Here is a 15,959-nt window from a genome sequence, read left to right as displayed (position 1 = left end):
CACGCCCCTTTGGCGGGGCGTGCCGCCCGGAACTTCGCCCTCTCGCTTACACTCATATCTGGCACATCGCCCGCGTGGCGGGCCAGATGCTGGCCGCACGCTTTCACGCCGAGATCTGCTCCGTGCACATGGCCAAGAACATTCCAACGACACTGCCCGGCACCCCGCCTCCCGAAGCCGCCCAGACCTTGCTTGCGCTGCTCCACGCCCAGGGCGAGGTTGCCCGCCTGAGCGAGCGCGAGCAGCTGTTCAGCTCGCTGCTCGACAGCGTCAACGCGGTGCTATGGGCCTTCGACTGGGAAACCCGTCAGGTGCTGTACGTCAGCCCCGCCTACGAACGCATCTTCGGCCGCCCGGCCAGCCTGGTGCTGGCCGACTACAACGAGTGGCGCGACAGCATCTACCCCGACGACCTGGAGTTCGCCGAGCGCAGCCTGGCCCAGGTACTGCTCAAGGGCTCGGTGGAAGACCGCGAGTACCGCATCCTCAATGCCGACGGCCAGCTACGCTGGCTGAGCGACAAGTGCTACATCAACCAGCAACGCGATGGCGACCGGGTGATCATCGTCGGCATCGCCGAAGACATCACCGAGAAGAAGCAGCTAGAAGGTGAACTGCAGCGCCTGGCCACCACCGACATGCTGACCCAGAGCAGCAACCGCCGGCACTTTTTCGAATGCGCCCAGCAAGCCTTCGACAGCGCCCGCGAAGACGGTACGCCACTGGCCTTCCTGCTGCTGGACATCGACGACTTCAAGCGCATCAACGACAGCTACGGTCACCAGGAAGGCGACCAGGTATTGCAGCAGATCGCCGATAGCGGCAAGGCCGTGCTACGCCGAGGTGACCTGTTCGGGCGCATTGGTGGCGAGGAGTTCGCGGCAGTGTTCCCCGGCTGTAGTGCCCAGGTCGCGGAGCAGATTGCCGAGCGCTTGCAGCGGCAGATCCAGCGGCTGAGCTTCAGCCATGGGGAGCAGACCTACGGGGTGACGGTGAGCCAGGGGGTGACCGGGCTGACTGACGAGGATGTGGAGCTGGACAGCCTGTATGCCAGGGCCGATGCGGCGATGTACCAGGCCAAGCGGCAGGGCAAGAACCAGATCGTCCGCGGCTGAGCCCTGGGGGTGCTCTGCACCCCAATCGCCGGCAAGCCAGCTCCCACAGGTACGGCGCAATCCTCCAGCCTTGTGCAGTACCTGTGGGAGCTGGCTTGCCGGCGATGGGCCGCAAAGCGGCCCCAAAATCTCAGCTGGAAACCTCGGCCTCAGCTACCGGCGGCTCTTCCTGCGGCCTCACCTCCGGGTTCTCCACCTTACGCAACCGCCCCAGTTCCAGCAGGCCAAGCTTGAGCAGCCGCGCGGTCTTGCTGCTGGCCACCTTCTCCAGCCCCTGCTCGGCCGGCAGCCGCGACAGTTGCCCGGCCAGGTTCATGGCCAGGATCTCCCGCGAATACACCCCGCCGCCCAGCTGGTAGATCGCCGCAATCAACTCGCGCAACCCCAGCGGCAACCGCCAGCGCGTACGCAGCGCCGAGCCGAACGCCGCACCGAACTCATTGAGCGACAGCTGCACCTGATCCTCATCCAGCTCGCCCCCGGCCAGCCGCCATTCCTGCAGGCAGCGCAGCACCGCCAGGTCGCCCAGGCAATGCAGCAACCCCGCACAGTAACAACGCCCTTCGTCCAGCTCGAGCATGCGTGCCAAGGTGCGGCCATATTCGGCAGCGTGCAGCGACAACTCCCAGTAGCGGGCAGCATGCTCCGCCAGCAGCGGGTCGCTGAGGCGAGCGCTGCGCTTGAGGGTCATGCCCAGGATCAGGTTCATGCTCTGGGTGCTGCCAAGCTTGTTCAAGGCCTGCAGCAGCGTCTGCACTGGTGCTTCGCGATGCAGCGCTGCGCTGTTGGCCGCCGCAATCAGCACAGCGGTGATCTGCGGGTCGCCCTGCACTTCCTCTTCGAGCACTCTCAGGTTCAGGCCCTGGGGGTTGAGCGCGCGCTTGATCGCCACCTGCACATCGGCCAGCAGCGGCCCGCCATCGGCGGTAGCGCGACGCTGTTCGAGGTAGGCCGGCAGGCTGGCACCTGGCTGCAAGGCCGGCACCGGGCAGGCGATTTCTTCGCCAACCGCCAGCAGCAGCTCTTCCAGGCGCTTGCGAAGAGTTTCCAGGTTCAGCGGCTTGCTCAGGTAGGCAGTAGGGTGCAGGGGCAACGCCTCATGCACACTGGCACTGTCAATGCGGTTGCTCATTAGGATGAACGGCAACCTCGAGCCTTTCGCGCGTACCTTGCGCAACAGGTCGAGCCCATCGACACCTGCCAGTTCGCGCGCGGCAATGATCAGGTCGGGCTTGCTCGACAGCGCGCTCAAGGCCTGCGAGCCGTCGGCGCAGAGCTGCAGGCGGGCATCACAGCGCACGCTCAGCAGCATTTCGCTGAGCATGTCACGTACCCAGGGATCGCCCTCGACAATAAGTACGCTTGGTGGGGTGGGGTCTGCAGCATTCATCGCCAACTCCTGAATAGCCCTGCCACACGGTCCGTCGCAGCTTCCTGAGCAAATCCTCCGACAACGATAGCGCCCCAAGGCTTTCCTGGGCACAAAAAAAACCCGCCGAAGCGGGTTTTTTCTGAAGCAGGTCACATCAGGCGATTTCAGCGAAGCACTCTTCGATGATAGCCAGGCCTTTGTCCAGCAGAGCATCTTCTGCGGTCAGCGGAACCAGGATACGCAGAACGTTGCCGTAGGTACCGCAGGACAGCAGGATCAGGCCCTTCTCGCGAGCCTTGGCGACAACCTGGCCAACGGCAGCTGCGTTCGGGGTGTGAGTGCCTTTCTCGAAGACTTCGACAGCGATCATCGAGCCCAGACCACGGACGTCGCCGATGATCGGGTACTTCTTCTGGATTTCGCGCAGGCCGGTGGTCAGGCGCTCACCCACAGCTTTGCTGCGGTCCAGCAGTTTCTCTTCTTCGAACACTTCGATCACGGCCAGGGCCGCGGCGCAAGCGATCGGCGAACCGGCGTAAGTGCCACCCAGGCCGCCAGGAGCGATGGCGTCCATGTATTCGGCCTTGCCGCACACACCGGCCAGCGGGAAGCCGCCAGCGATGGACTTGGCGAAGGTGGTCAGGTCAGGCGCAACGCCCATCTGTTCCATGGCGAAGAAGGTGCCGGTACGGCCAGCGCCGGTCTGTACTTCGTCGGCGATCAGCAGGATGCCGTGCTGGTCGCACAGGGCGCGCAGGCGCTTCATCAGCTCTTTCGGCGCTGGCAGGAAGCCGCCTTCGCCTTGCACCGGCTCGAGGATGATCGCGGCGATGTCGCGCGGCTCGGCGTCGTTCTTGAAGATGCGCTCGACCGAGGCGATGGCGTCGTCAACGCTGATGCCGTGCAGTTCGCTCGGGAACAGGGCGCGGAAGATGCCACCTGGCATCAGGCCCATGCCAGCGGAGTACGGCACGACCTTGCCGGTCAGGCCCAGGGTCATCATGGTACGGCCATGGTAGCCGCCGGTGAAGGCGATTACGCCAGCGCGGCCAGTGGCGGCACGGGCGATCTTGACGGCGTTTTCAACGGCTTCGGAGCCGGTGGTGACCAGCAGGGTCTTCTTGTCGAAGTCGCCTGGGACCAGCTTGTTGATCTTTTCGCACAGCTCTACATAGGGTTCGTAGGCCAGCACCTGGAAGCAGGTGTGGCTGACCTTGGTCAGCTGTTCTTGCACGGCCGCAACCACTTTCGGGTGCAGGTGGCCGGTGTTCAGTACTGCGATGCCGCCGGCGAAGTCGATCAGTTCGCGGCCTTCAACGTCGATCACGGTCGAGTTCTTCGCGGTATCGACGAAGATCGGGTGGATCTGGCCAACGCCACGTGGGACGGCGGCGACACGACGTTGCATCAAGGATTCGTTGGTCTTGCTCATAATGCCCTCATTGCGCCGGTCTGGAGTGGCGCTTTTATTCGGGGGTGGCTGGGAGTGCTCGCGAACAGTATTCGTTGATCGACTGCCGTGAACGCCCTGGCCACCAGGTACTGCGATGTAAAAAAGGCCAGCGAGACGTCGCTCTCGCGCCCCGCTGGCAGAGGTAAAGCCGTTACCGTGCTATCAGACGCTGATGCACAGGTATTTGATTTCGAGGTAGTCCTCGATACCGTACTTGGAACCTTCGCGGCCCAGGCCCGAAGCCTTGATGCCACCGAACGGTGCCACTTCGTTGGAGATCAGGCCGGTGTTGATACCTACCATGCCGTATTCCAGGGCTTCGGCAACACGGAACACACGGCTCATGTCGCGGGCGTAGAAGTACGAGGCCAGGCCAAACTCGGTGTCGTTGGACATGGCGATGACTTCGGCCTCGTCCTTGAAGCGGAACAGCGGCGCCAGCGGGCCGAAGGTCTCTTCCTTGGCGACGGCAGCGGTCTTCGGTACGTCGACCAGAATGGTCGGCTCGAAGAAGTTGCCTTCGATGATCTTGCCACCGGACAGTACCTTGGCGCCTTTGCCAACGGCGTCTTCGATGTGTTCCTGGACCTTGGCGACAGCCTTGCCGTCGATCAGCGGGCCAGTGGTGGTGCCTTCTTCCAGGCCGTTACCGATCTTCAGCTTGGCAACAGCGGCGGCCAGCTTCTGGGCGAACGCGTCGTAGACGCCGTCCTGCACGTAGATACGGTTGGCGCAGACGCAGGTCTGGCCGTTGTTGCGGTACTTGGAGATGATCGCGCCCTCGACCGCCTTGTCCAGGTCGGCGTCGTCGAACACGATGAACGGGGCGTTGCCACCCAGCTCCAGGGAAACCTTCTTGATGTCCTTGGCGCATTCTTCCATCAGCTGGCGACCGATTTCGGTCGAGCCGGTGAAGGACAGCTTGCGGACCAGGGAGTTGCCGGTCAGTTCACCGCCAACTTCGCCAGCGCTGCCGGTAACCACGCTCAGTACGCCAGCCGGGATGCCGGCACGGTGGGCCAGCTCGACCAGGGCCAAGGCGGAGTACGGGGTCTGCGAGGCAGGCTTGAGCACCATGGTGCAGCCAGCGGCCAGGGCCGGGCCGGCTTTACGGGTGATCATGGCGGCCGGGAAGTTCCACGGGGTGATGGCCGCGGTAACGCCGATTGGCTGCTTGATGACGATCAGGCGCTTGTCTGGCTGGTGGCCCGGGATGGTGTCACCGTAGACGCGCTTGGCTTCTTCGGCGAACCACTCGATGAACGAGGCAGCGTAGGCGATTTCGCCCTTGGCTTCGGCCAGCGGCTTGCCTTGTTCGGTGGTCATCAGGCGAGCCAGGTCGTCCTGGTTCTCGATCATCAGTTCGAACCAGCGACGCAGCTTGGCCGAACGCTCCTTGGCGGTCAGGGCACGCCAGGCCGGCAGGGCCTTGTCGGCGGCTTCGATGGCGCGGCGGGTTTCCGCGGTGCCCATCTTCGGCACGGTACCGATGACTTCACCAGTGGCCGGGTTGGTGACCTTGATGGTCTGGCCGTTGTCCGCATCCAGCCACTCACCATTGATGTAGGCTTGCTGGCGGAACAACTGAGCGTCTTTGAGCTGCATGTCGGCTTCCCGAATTGTTGATTGTTGAAAAGCGCCCAAGGCAGGGCATCGAGCGTTTGAAATCTCAAACGAATGCTAAGCGGCTGCTGGGGTGTTGGACAATAGGCTGTTCGAAAAAAAGAACGAATGGTTGAACACCCTGGCGGAAATTTCATCATTTGCATAATGGCAATGGGCCTCTTCGCGGGCACGCCCGCTCCCACAGGTACCCCACCGGTTTCGAACTCGGTGCAGTACCTGTGGGAGCGGGCGTGCCCGCGAAGGGGCCAGTACAGGTTAGACGAACGAGCTGACGGAAATGTGATGGGAGGACCGACGGCCCTCCCGGAAGGGATGGGTCAGAAGGCCTTGGCCAGGTCGATCACCAGGGCCCGGTAACCCACGCTGCCCGGCTGCCGGCTGTGCACCTTCAGCTCCACCAGCACCTCCTGGGTCCCGCGCCGCACCTCGTTGAGCACGGTGGTGGTCAGTTTCTCCGGGGTCAGGAAGTTCACCGACGCCGAGTAGATGAACTGGGTGTCGGTCTCCGGCCGGTAGGCCACCACCGAGGTCACCGGGCTGTACCACTCGTCACCGCGCTCCTTGCCATATTCCCACACCTGTTCGACCGTGCCCTTGGCCTCGTCGATGCGGTACTCCACCGCCCGGCTGTAGTTGCCGGTCAGCCTGGTCGGCGCAAAGTCGCGGCCCCAGCCGTTGTCGAACACGGTCAGCGTGCCTTTGCCGGTCAGCCAGGCGGTGTGCTGGGTCCAGGACCAGTCGAAGCCTTCGCTCGCCACCGGCTTCAGCACTTTCTCGCGCAGACGCTCAGGCCAGCCTTGGGGCGAGGCGAGAATCCACTTCACCTGCTTGTCGCGGCCGATCTTCACCACGCCCTGATGCCGTGCTGAAACGATGATGCTGTCGTCATCGGCGTCGTACTCGATGGCATTGACGTGCGCCCAGTTACGCCCGGTGCCCACCCCCGGGGTGTCACCAAAGGGCAGGTCACCCTCGGCCAGTTCGTTGGCCAGCCGCTCGTCCTGTTTCTGCACCCCGGCCGGCAACTGGATGGCTGCCTTGCCCAGGGTTTCCAGCAGGTCGCCACGGTACGGGTCGAGGATCTGGTTGAGGTCCCAGAAGTCCAGCACATCACCGGCCTCGTCGACCTCGATGATGTGGTCGCGGATCGAGCGCACGCGCTTGCCGTCGGGCCGGCGATAGTCGCTGGTGCCCACCCGCAGCAGGTAGGTGCCATTGGCGGTCTCACGGATTTCATGGGAGAAGTCGGCGAACTTGTCGGGCAGGCTGCGCTGCCAGATACGCCGGCCCAGCAGGTCATACTTGGAGTAGGTCTGGCCCTGGCCCCAGATCAGCTTGCCGTCGCGGGTCTGCTGGAAGCCCATGGCCATCGCGGCGGTTGGAGTCGTGGATCTGCTCGATGTCCAGGTACCAGCGCACATCGCCATTGCTGTCGGCGATCCAGTTGTTGCCCACCTGGTCCCATTCCGCCGCACCTCCCAGGGCATTCCACTTGAAGGCACGCCCGCCCGGGATGTCCCCCTGCAGATGGTTGAACAGGTACAGGCGCTTTTCAAAACCTGGCGCTACCTTGACCGGCTGCACCTCAGGCAAGGCAGCGGTCTGCCTGGCCACCACCGGCAGGCGCACGGCCGGGGCGTAGATCTGGTACTGCTCGCGGATGCGCTCGCCGTCGAGCTTGTAGGTCACTTCCACCTGGTTGACGTGATCCGGGTACAGGCCGAATACCGGGATGCCGCCATAGGTCCACAACGAACGGTCGGACACCTCGTAGGCGATGTCCACACCGCGCTCGCCCCGCCCCAGCACGCGCACGTGCGCGGCACTCAGGCTGCGCCCACCGTCGCGAATGATCGCGGTCAGCGGCGCCAGGCGATACGGGTTGACCACCACGTCGCCGAGCAGCGCCTCGTCACGTTCGGGAACCTTGGCGGTCAGGCAGGCGCCTTCAGGCAATGCAGGGGTTTCGGTCTTGGCATTCATGGCATAGCTCCTTGTGCTCAGAAATCGTAACGGGCGGTGGCGCCGAAAGTGCGCGGGGTACCGAGCACGCCGGCATAGCCACCGTTGGCGGAGTTCCACAGGCTGGTGAAGTAGGTCTTGTCACCGGCGTTCTTCACCCACAGCGACAGGTCGACCACGCCGTCGCCCTGGTCCAGGCGCACACCGGCGGAAAGGTTGACCAGCGCGTAGCTGGGGATCTGGCCGAAATCGGAATCGTCGATGGTGCCCACCGCCTTTGAGCGGAAGGCGTAGCTGGCGGTGACGTAGGGTTCGATGTGCTCGCTGGCCTGCCACTTGTACTGGGTGTTGAGGTTGGCGATGTACTTGGAGGCGCCGACTACCTGGTGGCCGGACAAATCGCAGGTGGCAGTGGCATTGGCCAGGCTCACCTCCGGCGGGCATGGGGCGTCTTTGTACTCGGTGTAGCGCACGTCGTTCCACGAGCCGTTGAAGTTGACCGTGAGGCCGCGCAGCGGCAGCGCCGTGGCTTCGAACTCCAGGCCACGCGAGCGCACGCGGCCGGCGTTGGCCAGGTACTGCACGCGGTTGATCTGGTCGTAGACGTTGGCCTGGTAGCCATGCACTTCGGCCCAGAACAGGTTGGTATTGAGCTGCAGGCGGTCGTCGAACAGCGAGCTTTTCAAGCCGAGTTCGGCGTTGTTGACCCGCTCGGTGCCGACCAGCAGCGAGTCGGTGCCCAGCCGTGGCGCAGCGCCAACGGTAAGGTTGATGCCGCCAGACTTCTCGCCGTGGGTCAGGGTGGCGTAGCCCAGCAACTGTTCGTTGAACCGGTAGCTCAGGCCCAGCAGGCCAGAGGGGCTGAAGCTGTACTGGTTGAGGTCGCCTGAATCGTAGGCGCCTACCCGGCCCTGGCGTGCTGCTGCGGCGGCCCCGGTTACTGCCGCACCGCCGGTTGGTGCATCGCGGGTCACCCAGGCGCTCTTTTCTTCATAGGTACCGCGAACGCCGGCGGTGAAGTCCAGGCGGTCGGTGATGTGCCAGGTGCCCTGGGCGAACAGCGCGTAGCTGTCCGTATCGATGTGCCCGTTGCCAATGGTGTCGACGTTGGCCAGGGCGCCGGCCGGGGTGAGGTTCCAGATGTCCGCCTGCGGCCCGTAGAAAGTGAAGGATTTGTTGTCCAGGTCCTGCTTGAAGTAGTAGGCGCCCAGCACGTAGTCGAAGGCACCACCGGTGGGCGAAGCCAGGCGGATTTCCTGCGAGTACTGCTTGTCGCGCACCGACACCCCGGCGCTGTAGAACACCGGCACGTTGAGGCCGTCGTCGTTGCGTGGAGTGAAGTCCCACCTGCGGTAGGCGGTGATCGAGGTCAGGGTGAAGTCGTTGGGCAGGGTCCAGTTGGCCTCCACCGAGGTGCCGCCCTGGAACACCGTCACCTGCTGGTCGGCGTCGAAGTTGACCTTGCGGTGCTTGCCCGACACCAACGTCGCGCCGGCCTGGGCAGCCAGGCTTTCATAGCGGTTGACGCCATTGATGGTAGGGCCGGTGCTGTACAGGCTGAGGATGCCGTTGTCGGAGTCTTCTTCGTTGTATTCGCCGATCCAGCGCAGGTTGAAGGTTTCGCTCGGTTTGAACAGCAGCTGGGTACGAAAACCTTGGCGCTTGCCGCCGTTGAGGTCGTCGCCGTTGTGGATGTTCTTCACATAGCCGTCGTCTTCGGTGCGATAGGCGCTGATGCGCCCGGCCAGTGTGTCGCTGATCGGCCCCGAGAAGCTGCCTTGGGTTTGCAGGTAGCCGTCTTCACCAATCGACTGCTGGATGCTGCCCTCGCGGTGGAAGGTGGGCTTGCGCGTGGTGATGTTGAGCACACCGGCGGTGGTGTTCTTGCCGAACAGCGTGCCTTGCGGGCCGCGCAGCACCTCCAGCTGCTCCACGTCCAGCAGGTCGAACACCGCCATGCCGGGGCGGCCGAGGTAGACGTTGTCCAGGTAGATGCCGACGCTGCCTTCCAGGCCATCACTGGCGGGGTTGTTGCCCAGGCCACGGATCGAAATGCTCGACTGGCGGGCATGAACGTAGGCGACGTTGGTGCTGGGTACCAGTTGCTGCAGGTCTTGCACGCGGTAGATGCGTTGGCTTTCCAGGGTTTCGCTGTCGAGCACGCTGATCGGCGTGGGCACCCTTTGCGCGGTTTCTTCGCGGCGGCGGGCATTGACCGTGACAGTACCGAGCTTGGCTTCCTGCTCCACCGCCGGGGTGGCAGTGACCGGTTCTTCGGCGAAGCTGGCAGAGGACGCCGCCAGCAGCACGCCGGCAGCCAAGGGTTGCAAGGTGAAACGCGACGCGCGCGCAGGCCAACGGGAAACTCCGGACATGCAAATGCTCCTTGAGGCATGGGCCCTGGCGAGCATTTCCGTTGGCGGAACCGAATCGCGGTCAGTCGGGCTTATATTCTTTTAAGTGATATAAATATTTGTAATTCATATTTTGTGGAATAAGTGACTCCCTTTATAAGGGGGCTAACCCTTGTCAGCAATTGCATTCGACCGAAAGTTTCAATGTAAAAAATGCATATCGATCTCCGTCAGCTGCGCCACTACATTGCCCTTGTCGAGCACCGCAGCTTCGTTGCTGCGGCGGCTGCGGTGAACCTGTCGCAATCAGCGTTCAGCCGCAGCATCCAGACCCTTGAACACAACATCGGCTGCCGCCTGGTGGACCGCGCCAGCAAGGAGCTGGCGCCGACTCGCCAGGGCCTGCTGGTGCTGGAGCATTCGCGGCGGCTGGTGCATGGGGCGCACAACCTGGTCAACGAGATCCACCAGTTCAACGGTGCCACTACCGGCGTGGTGCGCTTCGGCTCCGGCCCGGCGCCGGCAGGGGGTTTGGTACCGCGGGCGGTGGCACGCTTCGTCGCCGAATACCCCGCGGCACGTACCTGCTTCCAGGTGGATAACTGGCAGGCGCTGAACCGCAAGCTGGTTGCCGAGGAGATCGAGTTCTTCGTCGCTGACACCCGCCAGTTCGAGTCCGACCCGGACTACCAGGTGCACAAGCTGACGCCGCAGCGCTGGCATTTCTGCTGCCGCGTCGGGCACCCGTTGACCGAGCGCGAGAGCGTGCGGGCGCGCGACCTGTTCGACTACCCCCTGGCCACCACCTTCCGCCCGCCGAACATCCGCAAGATCCTCAGCGACCTCAGCGGGCGGCAGGATTTTCTGCCGACGGTGGAGTGCGAGCATGGCTATGCACTGCTGAATGTGGTGATGCATTCGGACACCATCGGCATTGCCTGCAATGCCAACTTGCGGCCGTATCAGCGTGACGGGGGATTGGTGGCATTGCAGCTGGCCGACCTGACGGTGGAGCAGGAAGAAGCGTTCTATACCCGTTATGGGGTGGTGAGCCGGGTGGGCTATGGGCTTTCGCCGTTGGCTCAGGGGCTGGTCAGGCAGTTGATTGCCTGCGATACCGAGTTGTAGCTGGCGGGGGCTTTGCCCCCGAATCGCCGGCAAGCCAGCTCCCACAAGATCACCGCTGCCTTCTGGCCTGTGATGTACCTGTGGGAGCTGGCTTGCCGGCGATAGGGCCGCAAAGCGGCCCCGGCGATATCAGCCTTTACGCGTAGTGCGGCTGAGTTGCCCATCCACCCCGACCGGCACCTCACCCGCAAGGGTCACCCGCCGCACCACCCGCGGCTGGGTCCCGTAATCATCCACCGCATAATGCTGCGTCGCGCGGTTATCCCAGATGGCCACGTCCCCCGCCTGCCAGCGCCAGCGAACAGTGTTCTCCAGGCGCGTCACATGCCCTTGCAGCACCGCGAACAGGTGCTGCGAATCCGCCAGCGAATAACCTTTGATGCGCTTCACGAAATGCCCCAGCTGCAGCACCCGCTCGCCACTGATCGGATGCACGCGCACCACCGGGTGCTCGGTCTCGTACACCGTGGAGGTGAACACCTTGCGATAGCGCTCCAGCTTGGCGGGGTCCACATCGGGCTTCACGCTGGCGTAGTCGTATTCGTTGCTGTGCACCGCCCACAGTTTGTCGGCCAGCTCGCGCAGCGGCTCGGGCAGCTCCTGGTAGGCAGTGGCGGTGTTGGCCCACACGGTGTCACCACCGGATGCCGGCGCCACCACGCTGCGCAGGATCGAGGCTTTGGGGTAGGCGTCGACGAAGGTCACGTCGGTGTGCCAGGAGTTGGCTCGCTGGCCTTCGGCACCATCGAGCTGCAACAGGTAGCTGGTGCCATCCACCACCGGCACGGTGGGGTGGGCGACCGGCTCGCCGAGCAACTTGGCGAAGGCTTCCTGGCTTTGGTCATCCAGGTGGGTCTGGCCACGGAAGAAGATCACCTTGTGCTTCACCAGCGCGGCCTGGATGGCGTCGAGGGTGGCGGCATCAAGGTCGGCGGACAACTGCACCCCGCGAATTTCGGCACCAATGCGGCCGGCAACCGGGTGGATGTCGAGTTCGAGGGTTTGTGGCGCGGTGGCCAGGGCGGCGTTGCTCATGGTCGTGTCCTTGCGGTCATTGTCGGGTTATCGGGGTTCAGCGGGCGGCCTGGACGGCCTGCTTCTGTTGCAGGGCGGCATCGAGGAAGCGTGGTTCGATCCAGTCGGCCACCTGGAAGCCACGGCGGATCAGGCGCTCCTTGGCGGCCAGGTCCACGCCCTGTTGCAGCTGGCCGACGAATTCGGCATCCAGCCGTGGATCGAAGTAATGGGCCAGGTCTTCCTTGGCCAGGTCGTCGTTGAGGATGCTGCGCGGCCAGTTGGCATTGCTGGCCACCAGCTCGACATAGGCCTCGCGGTTGTGTTCGTCGCGCAGCCAGGCGCTGGCCTGTTGCTGGGCATTGACCAGGCGCTGCACCAGCTCGGGGTATTTGCGGATGAAATCGCCAGTGCCCAGCAGTACCGCCTGGGTACTGCCGGCGCCTTCCAGGTCACGCGAGTTGACCGGTAGCTCGACCAGCCCGCGCTCGCGCAGCGACAGCAGGTTGGACAGGCCCCAGGTGGCGTCGATCTGCTTGGCGGCCAGCGCGGCATTGGCGGCGTTGAAGTCCAGGTTGATCACCTTCAGTTCGCGCTCGCTAAGCCCCTGGCTGGCCAGGGCGCTGGCGAACGACAGCTGGTTGGCGGTGCCGCGGAACACCGCCACGCGCTTGCCTTTGAGGTCGTGCAGGGTCTTGATGCCGGAACCGGGCACCACGCCCAGGTAGCTCTTCACCCCACGTACCCCCGCCGACAGCACGCGGGTATCCAGGCCATTGGCCTTGCCGACGATGGCGGCCAGGTCGCCGAGGTAGGCGAAATCGGCCTGGCCGTTGGCCAACGCTTCGTTCACCACCGGCCCGGCGCCCTTGAAGAAGTGCCAGTCGATGCGAATGCCGTCCTTGGCGAATTCCTTCTCCAGCAGTTGCTGGTCACGCAGCACGTCGACCACGCCACCGGCGCTGGGCTTGCTGCCCGCGCTGAGGTCGGGCACGGCGATGCGGATGCTTGCTGGCTTGGCCGGCTCAGCTGCGTGGGCGCTGAGGGTGAAGGCCAGCCCAAGGGCGGTGATCAGGTGGCGCAGCGGGGTTTTCATGGCAAGGCTCCTTGGCAGGCTGCCACCGGCGATGGCCGGCGCTTTGGCCAGAAGCTAGGCAGGTCTGGTTAGAACCTACAAACATCAAAACTTCATTCTTCAGTAACTGAAAGGCATAAATCAGGCGGCATGCGGGCCTGCGGCTGGCTTGCGGAAAACGCATGGAAAATATGAGGAAAACGCAACGGCGAGGGGCTTCCGTATGCATGAAGCGCATGCTGTTATCTCTTGAAAGTCATTTTTTAGAATTTTTAATTCCATAAATGAATAATCTAACAACGCTTCGAGAGATGGCCGATGAATGGAATTCTGAGCAGAGGTCGGGGATTGTTCCGGGGGTCGCTGCGCGACCCTTTCGCGACGCAAGGCCGCTCCCACAAGGATCGCGCCCGCTTGTTGCCCTGGGTCTTGCCTGTGCTGGTTGCACTGCTGTGGGTAGTGGCCAGCCGGGAGCACTGGATGAGCGAGCAGATCCTGCCAGCGCCAGCATTGGTGTGGCAGAGCGCAGTGGAGTTTGGCTCCGGCGAGCTGTGGGGGCACCTGTGGATAAGCTTGCAGCGGTTGTTCTGGGGGCTGGCGGTCGGCATCGGCAGCGGGTTGCTGCTGGGGGTCTGGCTGGGTGCTTCGCGGCGGGCGCAGACGCTGGTGCTGCCAACCTTCGTGGCGCTGGCACAGATACCTACCCTGGCCTGGATCCCGTTGTTCATGCTGTTCTTCGGGATCGGCGAGTTGCTCAAGCTGGTGGTGCTGGTGAAAGCCGTGGTGGTCCCCGTTACCTTGCACACGCTGGTCGGTGTACGCGATGCCCAGCCCAAGCTGCGAGAAGCCGCTGCGGTGCTGCGCCTGCCTCGCCATCTACTGTTCCTGCGCCTGCTGCTACCGGCTGCCCTGCCCGCCTTCCTCACCGGCGTACGCCTGGCCCTGGCCACCGGCTGGACCTCGCTGCTGGCGGTCGAACTGCTGGCCTCCAGCGAAGGGATTGGCTACCTGATGGTGTGGGGACGGCAGCTGTTCATGCTCGACCTGGTACTGCTGTGCATCCTGGTGATCGGCCTGGTCGGCGCACTGCTGGAGCGCGGCTTCTCGGCCCTGGAAAAGCGCCTGCTGTACTGGCCGCAAGCGGCCACAGGGGAGCAGCACCGTGGCCCCGTGCCGCGGGGTTGGCAAAGCCTGCTGCTGCCACTGGCACTGTTGGCCCTGTGGCAGGCCAGCAGCAGCTTTGGCTGGGTCGACAGCAACATCCTGACCTCGCCACTTGAAGTGTTGCGCACCCTGCTGACCGGCCTGGCCGATGGTTCGCTGCCGCAAGCCTTGCTGCTGAGCCTGCAGCGCGCTTTGGCCGGCTTGCTGCTGGGCGGTAGCGCTGGCCTGCTGGTCGGTTTGCTGTTGGGGCTTTCGGCCAATGCCGAACGTATCTTCGGGCCCAGCCTGTCGGCCTTGCGTCAGGTGGCGCTGTTTGCCTGGGTGCCGCTACTCACAGCCTGGTTCGGCCTGGGTGAAGGGGCCAAGCAGGTATTCGTCGGCATGGCTGCGTTCTTCCCGTTGCTGATCGCCACCCAGCGCGGTATCGCCAGCCTCTCGCCGCAGCTGGGTGAAGCCGCGCGCACCCTGCGCCTGAACCTGTGGCAACGCCTGCGCCTGCTGGTGCTGCCCGGCGCAGCCCCGGCCATTTTTGCCGGCCTGCGCCTGTCGCTGATCTACGCCTGGCTGGGCACCATCGGTGCCGAATACTTCATGCCCTCGGACGGTGGCATCGCCAGCCTGATGATCGGCGCCCAGCAACTGTTCCGCATGGACCAGGTAATGGCCGCCATGCTGCTGATCGGCCTGGTCGGCGCCCTGCTCGGCACCCTTGGACAACGCCTCGAATCGCGCGCCACGCGCTGGAGAACCGCATGAACGCCTTCAATACCTCGCACCTGCACGCGGCCAACCAGCCCGACGTCACCCCGCCCCTGGTCAGCTTCGAGGGGGTCGGCAAAGTGTTCAGCGTCGATGGCCAGCCGCTGGAAGCCATCCGCAACTTCAACCTGTCGATCAACCAGGGTGAATTCATCGCCATCGTTGGTGCTTCCGGCTGTGGCAAATCCACCCTGCTGCGCCTGCTGGTAGGGCTGGATACCGACTACAGCGGCAATATCCGTGTGGACGGCCACACTGTCAGCGGCATTGGTAGCGAACGCGGCATCGTGTTTCAGGAACACCGGCTGTTCCCCTGGCTGAGCGTGGAACAGAACATTGCCCTGGGCCTGGTCAACGAACCGCTCACCCAGGGTGAGCGCGCGCGGCGGGTACACGAATTCGTGCAACTGGTGGGGCTGGTCGGCTTCGAGTCGGCCTACCCACACCAGCTGTCCGGCGGCATGGCCCAGCGCGTGGCGATCGCCCGAGGCCTGGTAGCCAGCCCGCGTATCCTGCTGCTCGACGAACCGTTCGGCGCGCTGGATGCGCTGACCCGCCAGCAACTGCAGGACGAGCTGCTGGCCATTCGCGAACGAGCCGGCATCACAACGCTGCTGGTCACCCATGACGCCGAGGAGGCCACCTACCTGGCCGACCGGGTGGTGGTTCTGGAGCCGCGCCCGGGGCGGATCAAGTCGGTGGTGGAGATCGACCTGCCACACCCACGGTTGCGTACGGGCGTGGCACTTCACGAGCTGCGGGAGAAGGTGCTGCACCAGATCACCGGGGATGGCGGCTACCTGACGCCGCCGGTGCGCCGGGTCGAAGGGCTGAGGCCGGAGCTGATTGCGCTCTGAGCCTGTGCGGGCATGCCCGCGAAGAATCCAACGCGGTGGCTGGCACCGGCTACGCCGGTGTTCGCGGGCTTGCCCGCTCC

The 15,959-nt window shown here is 64.2% G+C and carries 10 protein-coding genes and 1 pseudogene; 4 read left to right on the top strand and 7 right to left on the bottom strand.

Annotation, left to right across the window (positions count from 1 at the left end; genetic code table 11):
• The first annotated feature begins 86 nt into the window (after positions 1-86).
• A complete protein-coding gene (locus tag B2790_RS22960) occupies positions 87-1,115 on the top strand; it encodes a GGDEF domain-containing protein (RefSeq protein ID WP_286919847.1) in 1,029 nt (342 codons plus the stop codon).
• A 130-nt stretch (positions 1,116-1,245) separates the two neighbouring features.
• Here the strand turns inward: B2790_RS22960 and B2790_RS22955 are convergent, their stop codons facing one another.
• The 5 genes and pseudogenes from B2790_RS22955 to B2790_RS22935 form a co-directional block, all read right to left on the bottom strand.
• Complete coding sequence (locus B2790_RS22955) at positions 1,246-2,505, bottom strand: response regulator (RefSeq protein WP_286100836.1); 1,260 nt, start codon at positions 2,503-2,505, stop codon at positions 1,246-1,248.
• Between the two features lie 136 nt (positions 2,506-2,641).
• Positions 2,642-3,919, bottom strand: coding sequence for a 4-aminobutyrate--2-oxoglutarate transaminase (gabT, locus tag B2790_RS22950; protein WP_023662096.1), 1,278 nt, complete (start codon positions 3,917-3,919; stop codon positions 2,642-2,644).
• Between the two features lie 183 nt (positions 3,920-4,102).
• Complete coding sequence (gene gabD / locus B2790_RS22945; protein ID WP_015268576.1) at positions 4,103-5,545, bottom strand: NADP-dependent succinate-semialdehyde dehydrogenase; 1,443 nt, start codon at positions 5,543-5,545, stop codon at positions 4,103-4,105.
• A 338-nt stretch (positions 5,546-5,883) separates the two neighbouring features.
• A pseudogene (locus B2790_RS22940) lies at positions 5,884-7,549 on the bottom strand (aryl-sulfate sulfotransferase).
• Positions 7,550-7,566: 17 nt separating this feature from the next.
• Positions 7,567-9,939: a TonB-dependent receptor gene (locus tag B2790_RS22935; RefSeq protein ID WP_414708604.1), complete on the bottom strand. Its 2,373-nt coding sequence runs from the start codon at positions 9,937-9,939 to the stop codon at positions 7,567-7,569.
• 156 nt (positions 9,940-10,095) lie between these two features.
• Here B2790_RS22935 and B2790_RS22930 point away from each other — a divergent pair, with 156 nt between their 5' ends.
• Positions 10,096-11,010 (top strand): LysR family transcriptional regulator, encoded by a 915-nt coding sequence (locus tag B2790_RS22930; protein WP_075044302.1) that lies wholly within the window; start codon positions 10,096-10,098, stop codon positions 11,008-11,010.
• A 129-nt stretch (positions 11,011-11,139) separates the two neighbouring features.
• On the opposite strand, the gene B2790_RS22925 is transcribed toward B2790_RS22930, so the two are convergent.
• Entirely contained in the window at positions 11,140-12,045 is a 906-nt protein-coding gene (locus tag B2790_RS22925; RefSeq protein ID WP_025337303.1) for a TauD/TfdA dioxygenase family protein, read from the bottom strand.
• A gap of 37 nt (positions 12,046-12,082) precedes the next feature.
• Positions 12,083-13,120 carry an ABC transporter substrate-binding protein gene (locus B2790_RS22920; RefSeq protein ID WP_274120032.1) on the bottom strand — a complete coding sequence of 346 codons (1,038 nt, stop codon included), beginning with the start codon at positions 13,118-13,120 and terminating at the stop codon, positions 12,083-12,085.
• A gap of 297 nt (positions 13,121-13,417) precedes the next feature.
• On the opposite strand from B2790_RS22920, the gene B2790_RS22915 reads away from it, so the two are divergent.
• Both B2790_RS22915 and B2790_RS22910 read left to right on the top strand, forming a co-directional pair.
• Positions 13,418-15,019 (top strand): ABC transporter permease, encoded by a 1,602-nt coding sequence (locus tag B2790_RS22915; RefSeq protein ID WP_256573566.1) that lies wholly within the window; start codon positions 13,418-13,420, stop codon positions 15,017-15,019.
• Positions 15,016-15,879 (top strand): ABC transporter ATP-binding protein, encoded by an 864-nt coding sequence (locus tag B2790_RS22910; RefSeq protein WP_025337300.1) that lies wholly within the window; start codon positions 15,016-15,018, stop codon positions 15,877-15,879. Before B2790_RS22915 ends, B2790_RS22910 begins: the two co-directional genes overlap by 4 nt.
• Positions 15,880-15,959 lie beyond the last annotated feature (80 nt).

Source organism: Pseudomonas sp. UBA6753 (genome assembly GCF_002453565.1).
Lineage (GTDB): Bacteria > Pseudomonadota > Gammaproteobacteria > Pseudomonadales > Pseudomonadaceae > Aquipseudomonas > Aquipseudomonas putida_Z.
The sequence above is the reverse complement of the archived record's forward strand: the minus strand, read 5'-3'. Positions and strand labels throughout refer to the sequence as shown.

Coding starts and splice junctions, on each gene's coding strand:
- B2790_RS22925 (WP_025337303.1), bottom strand. CDS start 12,045: ATGAGCAACGCCGCCCTGGCCACCGCGCCACAAACCCTCGAACTCGAC.
- B2790_RS22960 (WP_286919847.1), top strand. CDS start 87: ATGCTGGCCGCACGCTTTCACGCCGAGATCTGCTCCGTGCACATGGCC.
- B2790_RS22910 (WP_025337300.1), top strand. CDS start 15,016: ATGAACGCCTTCAATACCTCGCACCTGCACGCGGCCAACCAGCCCGAC.
- gabT (WP_023662096.1), bottom strand. CDS start 3,919: ATGAGCAAGACCAACGAATCCTTGATGCAACGTCGTGTCGCCGCCGTC.
- B2790_RS22930 (WP_075044302.1), top strand. CDS start 10,096: ATGCATATCGATCTCCGTCAGCTGCGCCACTACATTGCCCTTGTCGAG.
- gabD (WP_015268576.1), bottom strand. CDS start 5,545: ATGCAGCTCAAAGACGCTCAGTTGTTCCGCCAGCAAGCCTACATCAAT.
- B2790_RS22920 (WP_274120032.1), bottom strand. CDS start 13,120: ATGAAAACCCCGCTGCGCCACCTGATCACCGCCCTTGGGCTGGCCTTC.
- B2790_RS22915 (WP_256573566.1), top strand. CDS start 13,418: ATGAATGGAATTCTGAGCAGAGGTCGGGGATTGTTCCGGGGGTCGCTG.
- B2790_RS22935 (WP_414708604.1), bottom strand. CDS start 9,939: ATGCTCGCCAGGGCCCATGCCTCAAGGAGCATTTGCATGTCCGGAGTT.
- B2790_RS22955 (WP_286100836.1), bottom strand. CDS start 2,505: ATGAATGCTGCAGACCCCACCCCACCAAGCGTACTTATTGTCGAGGGC.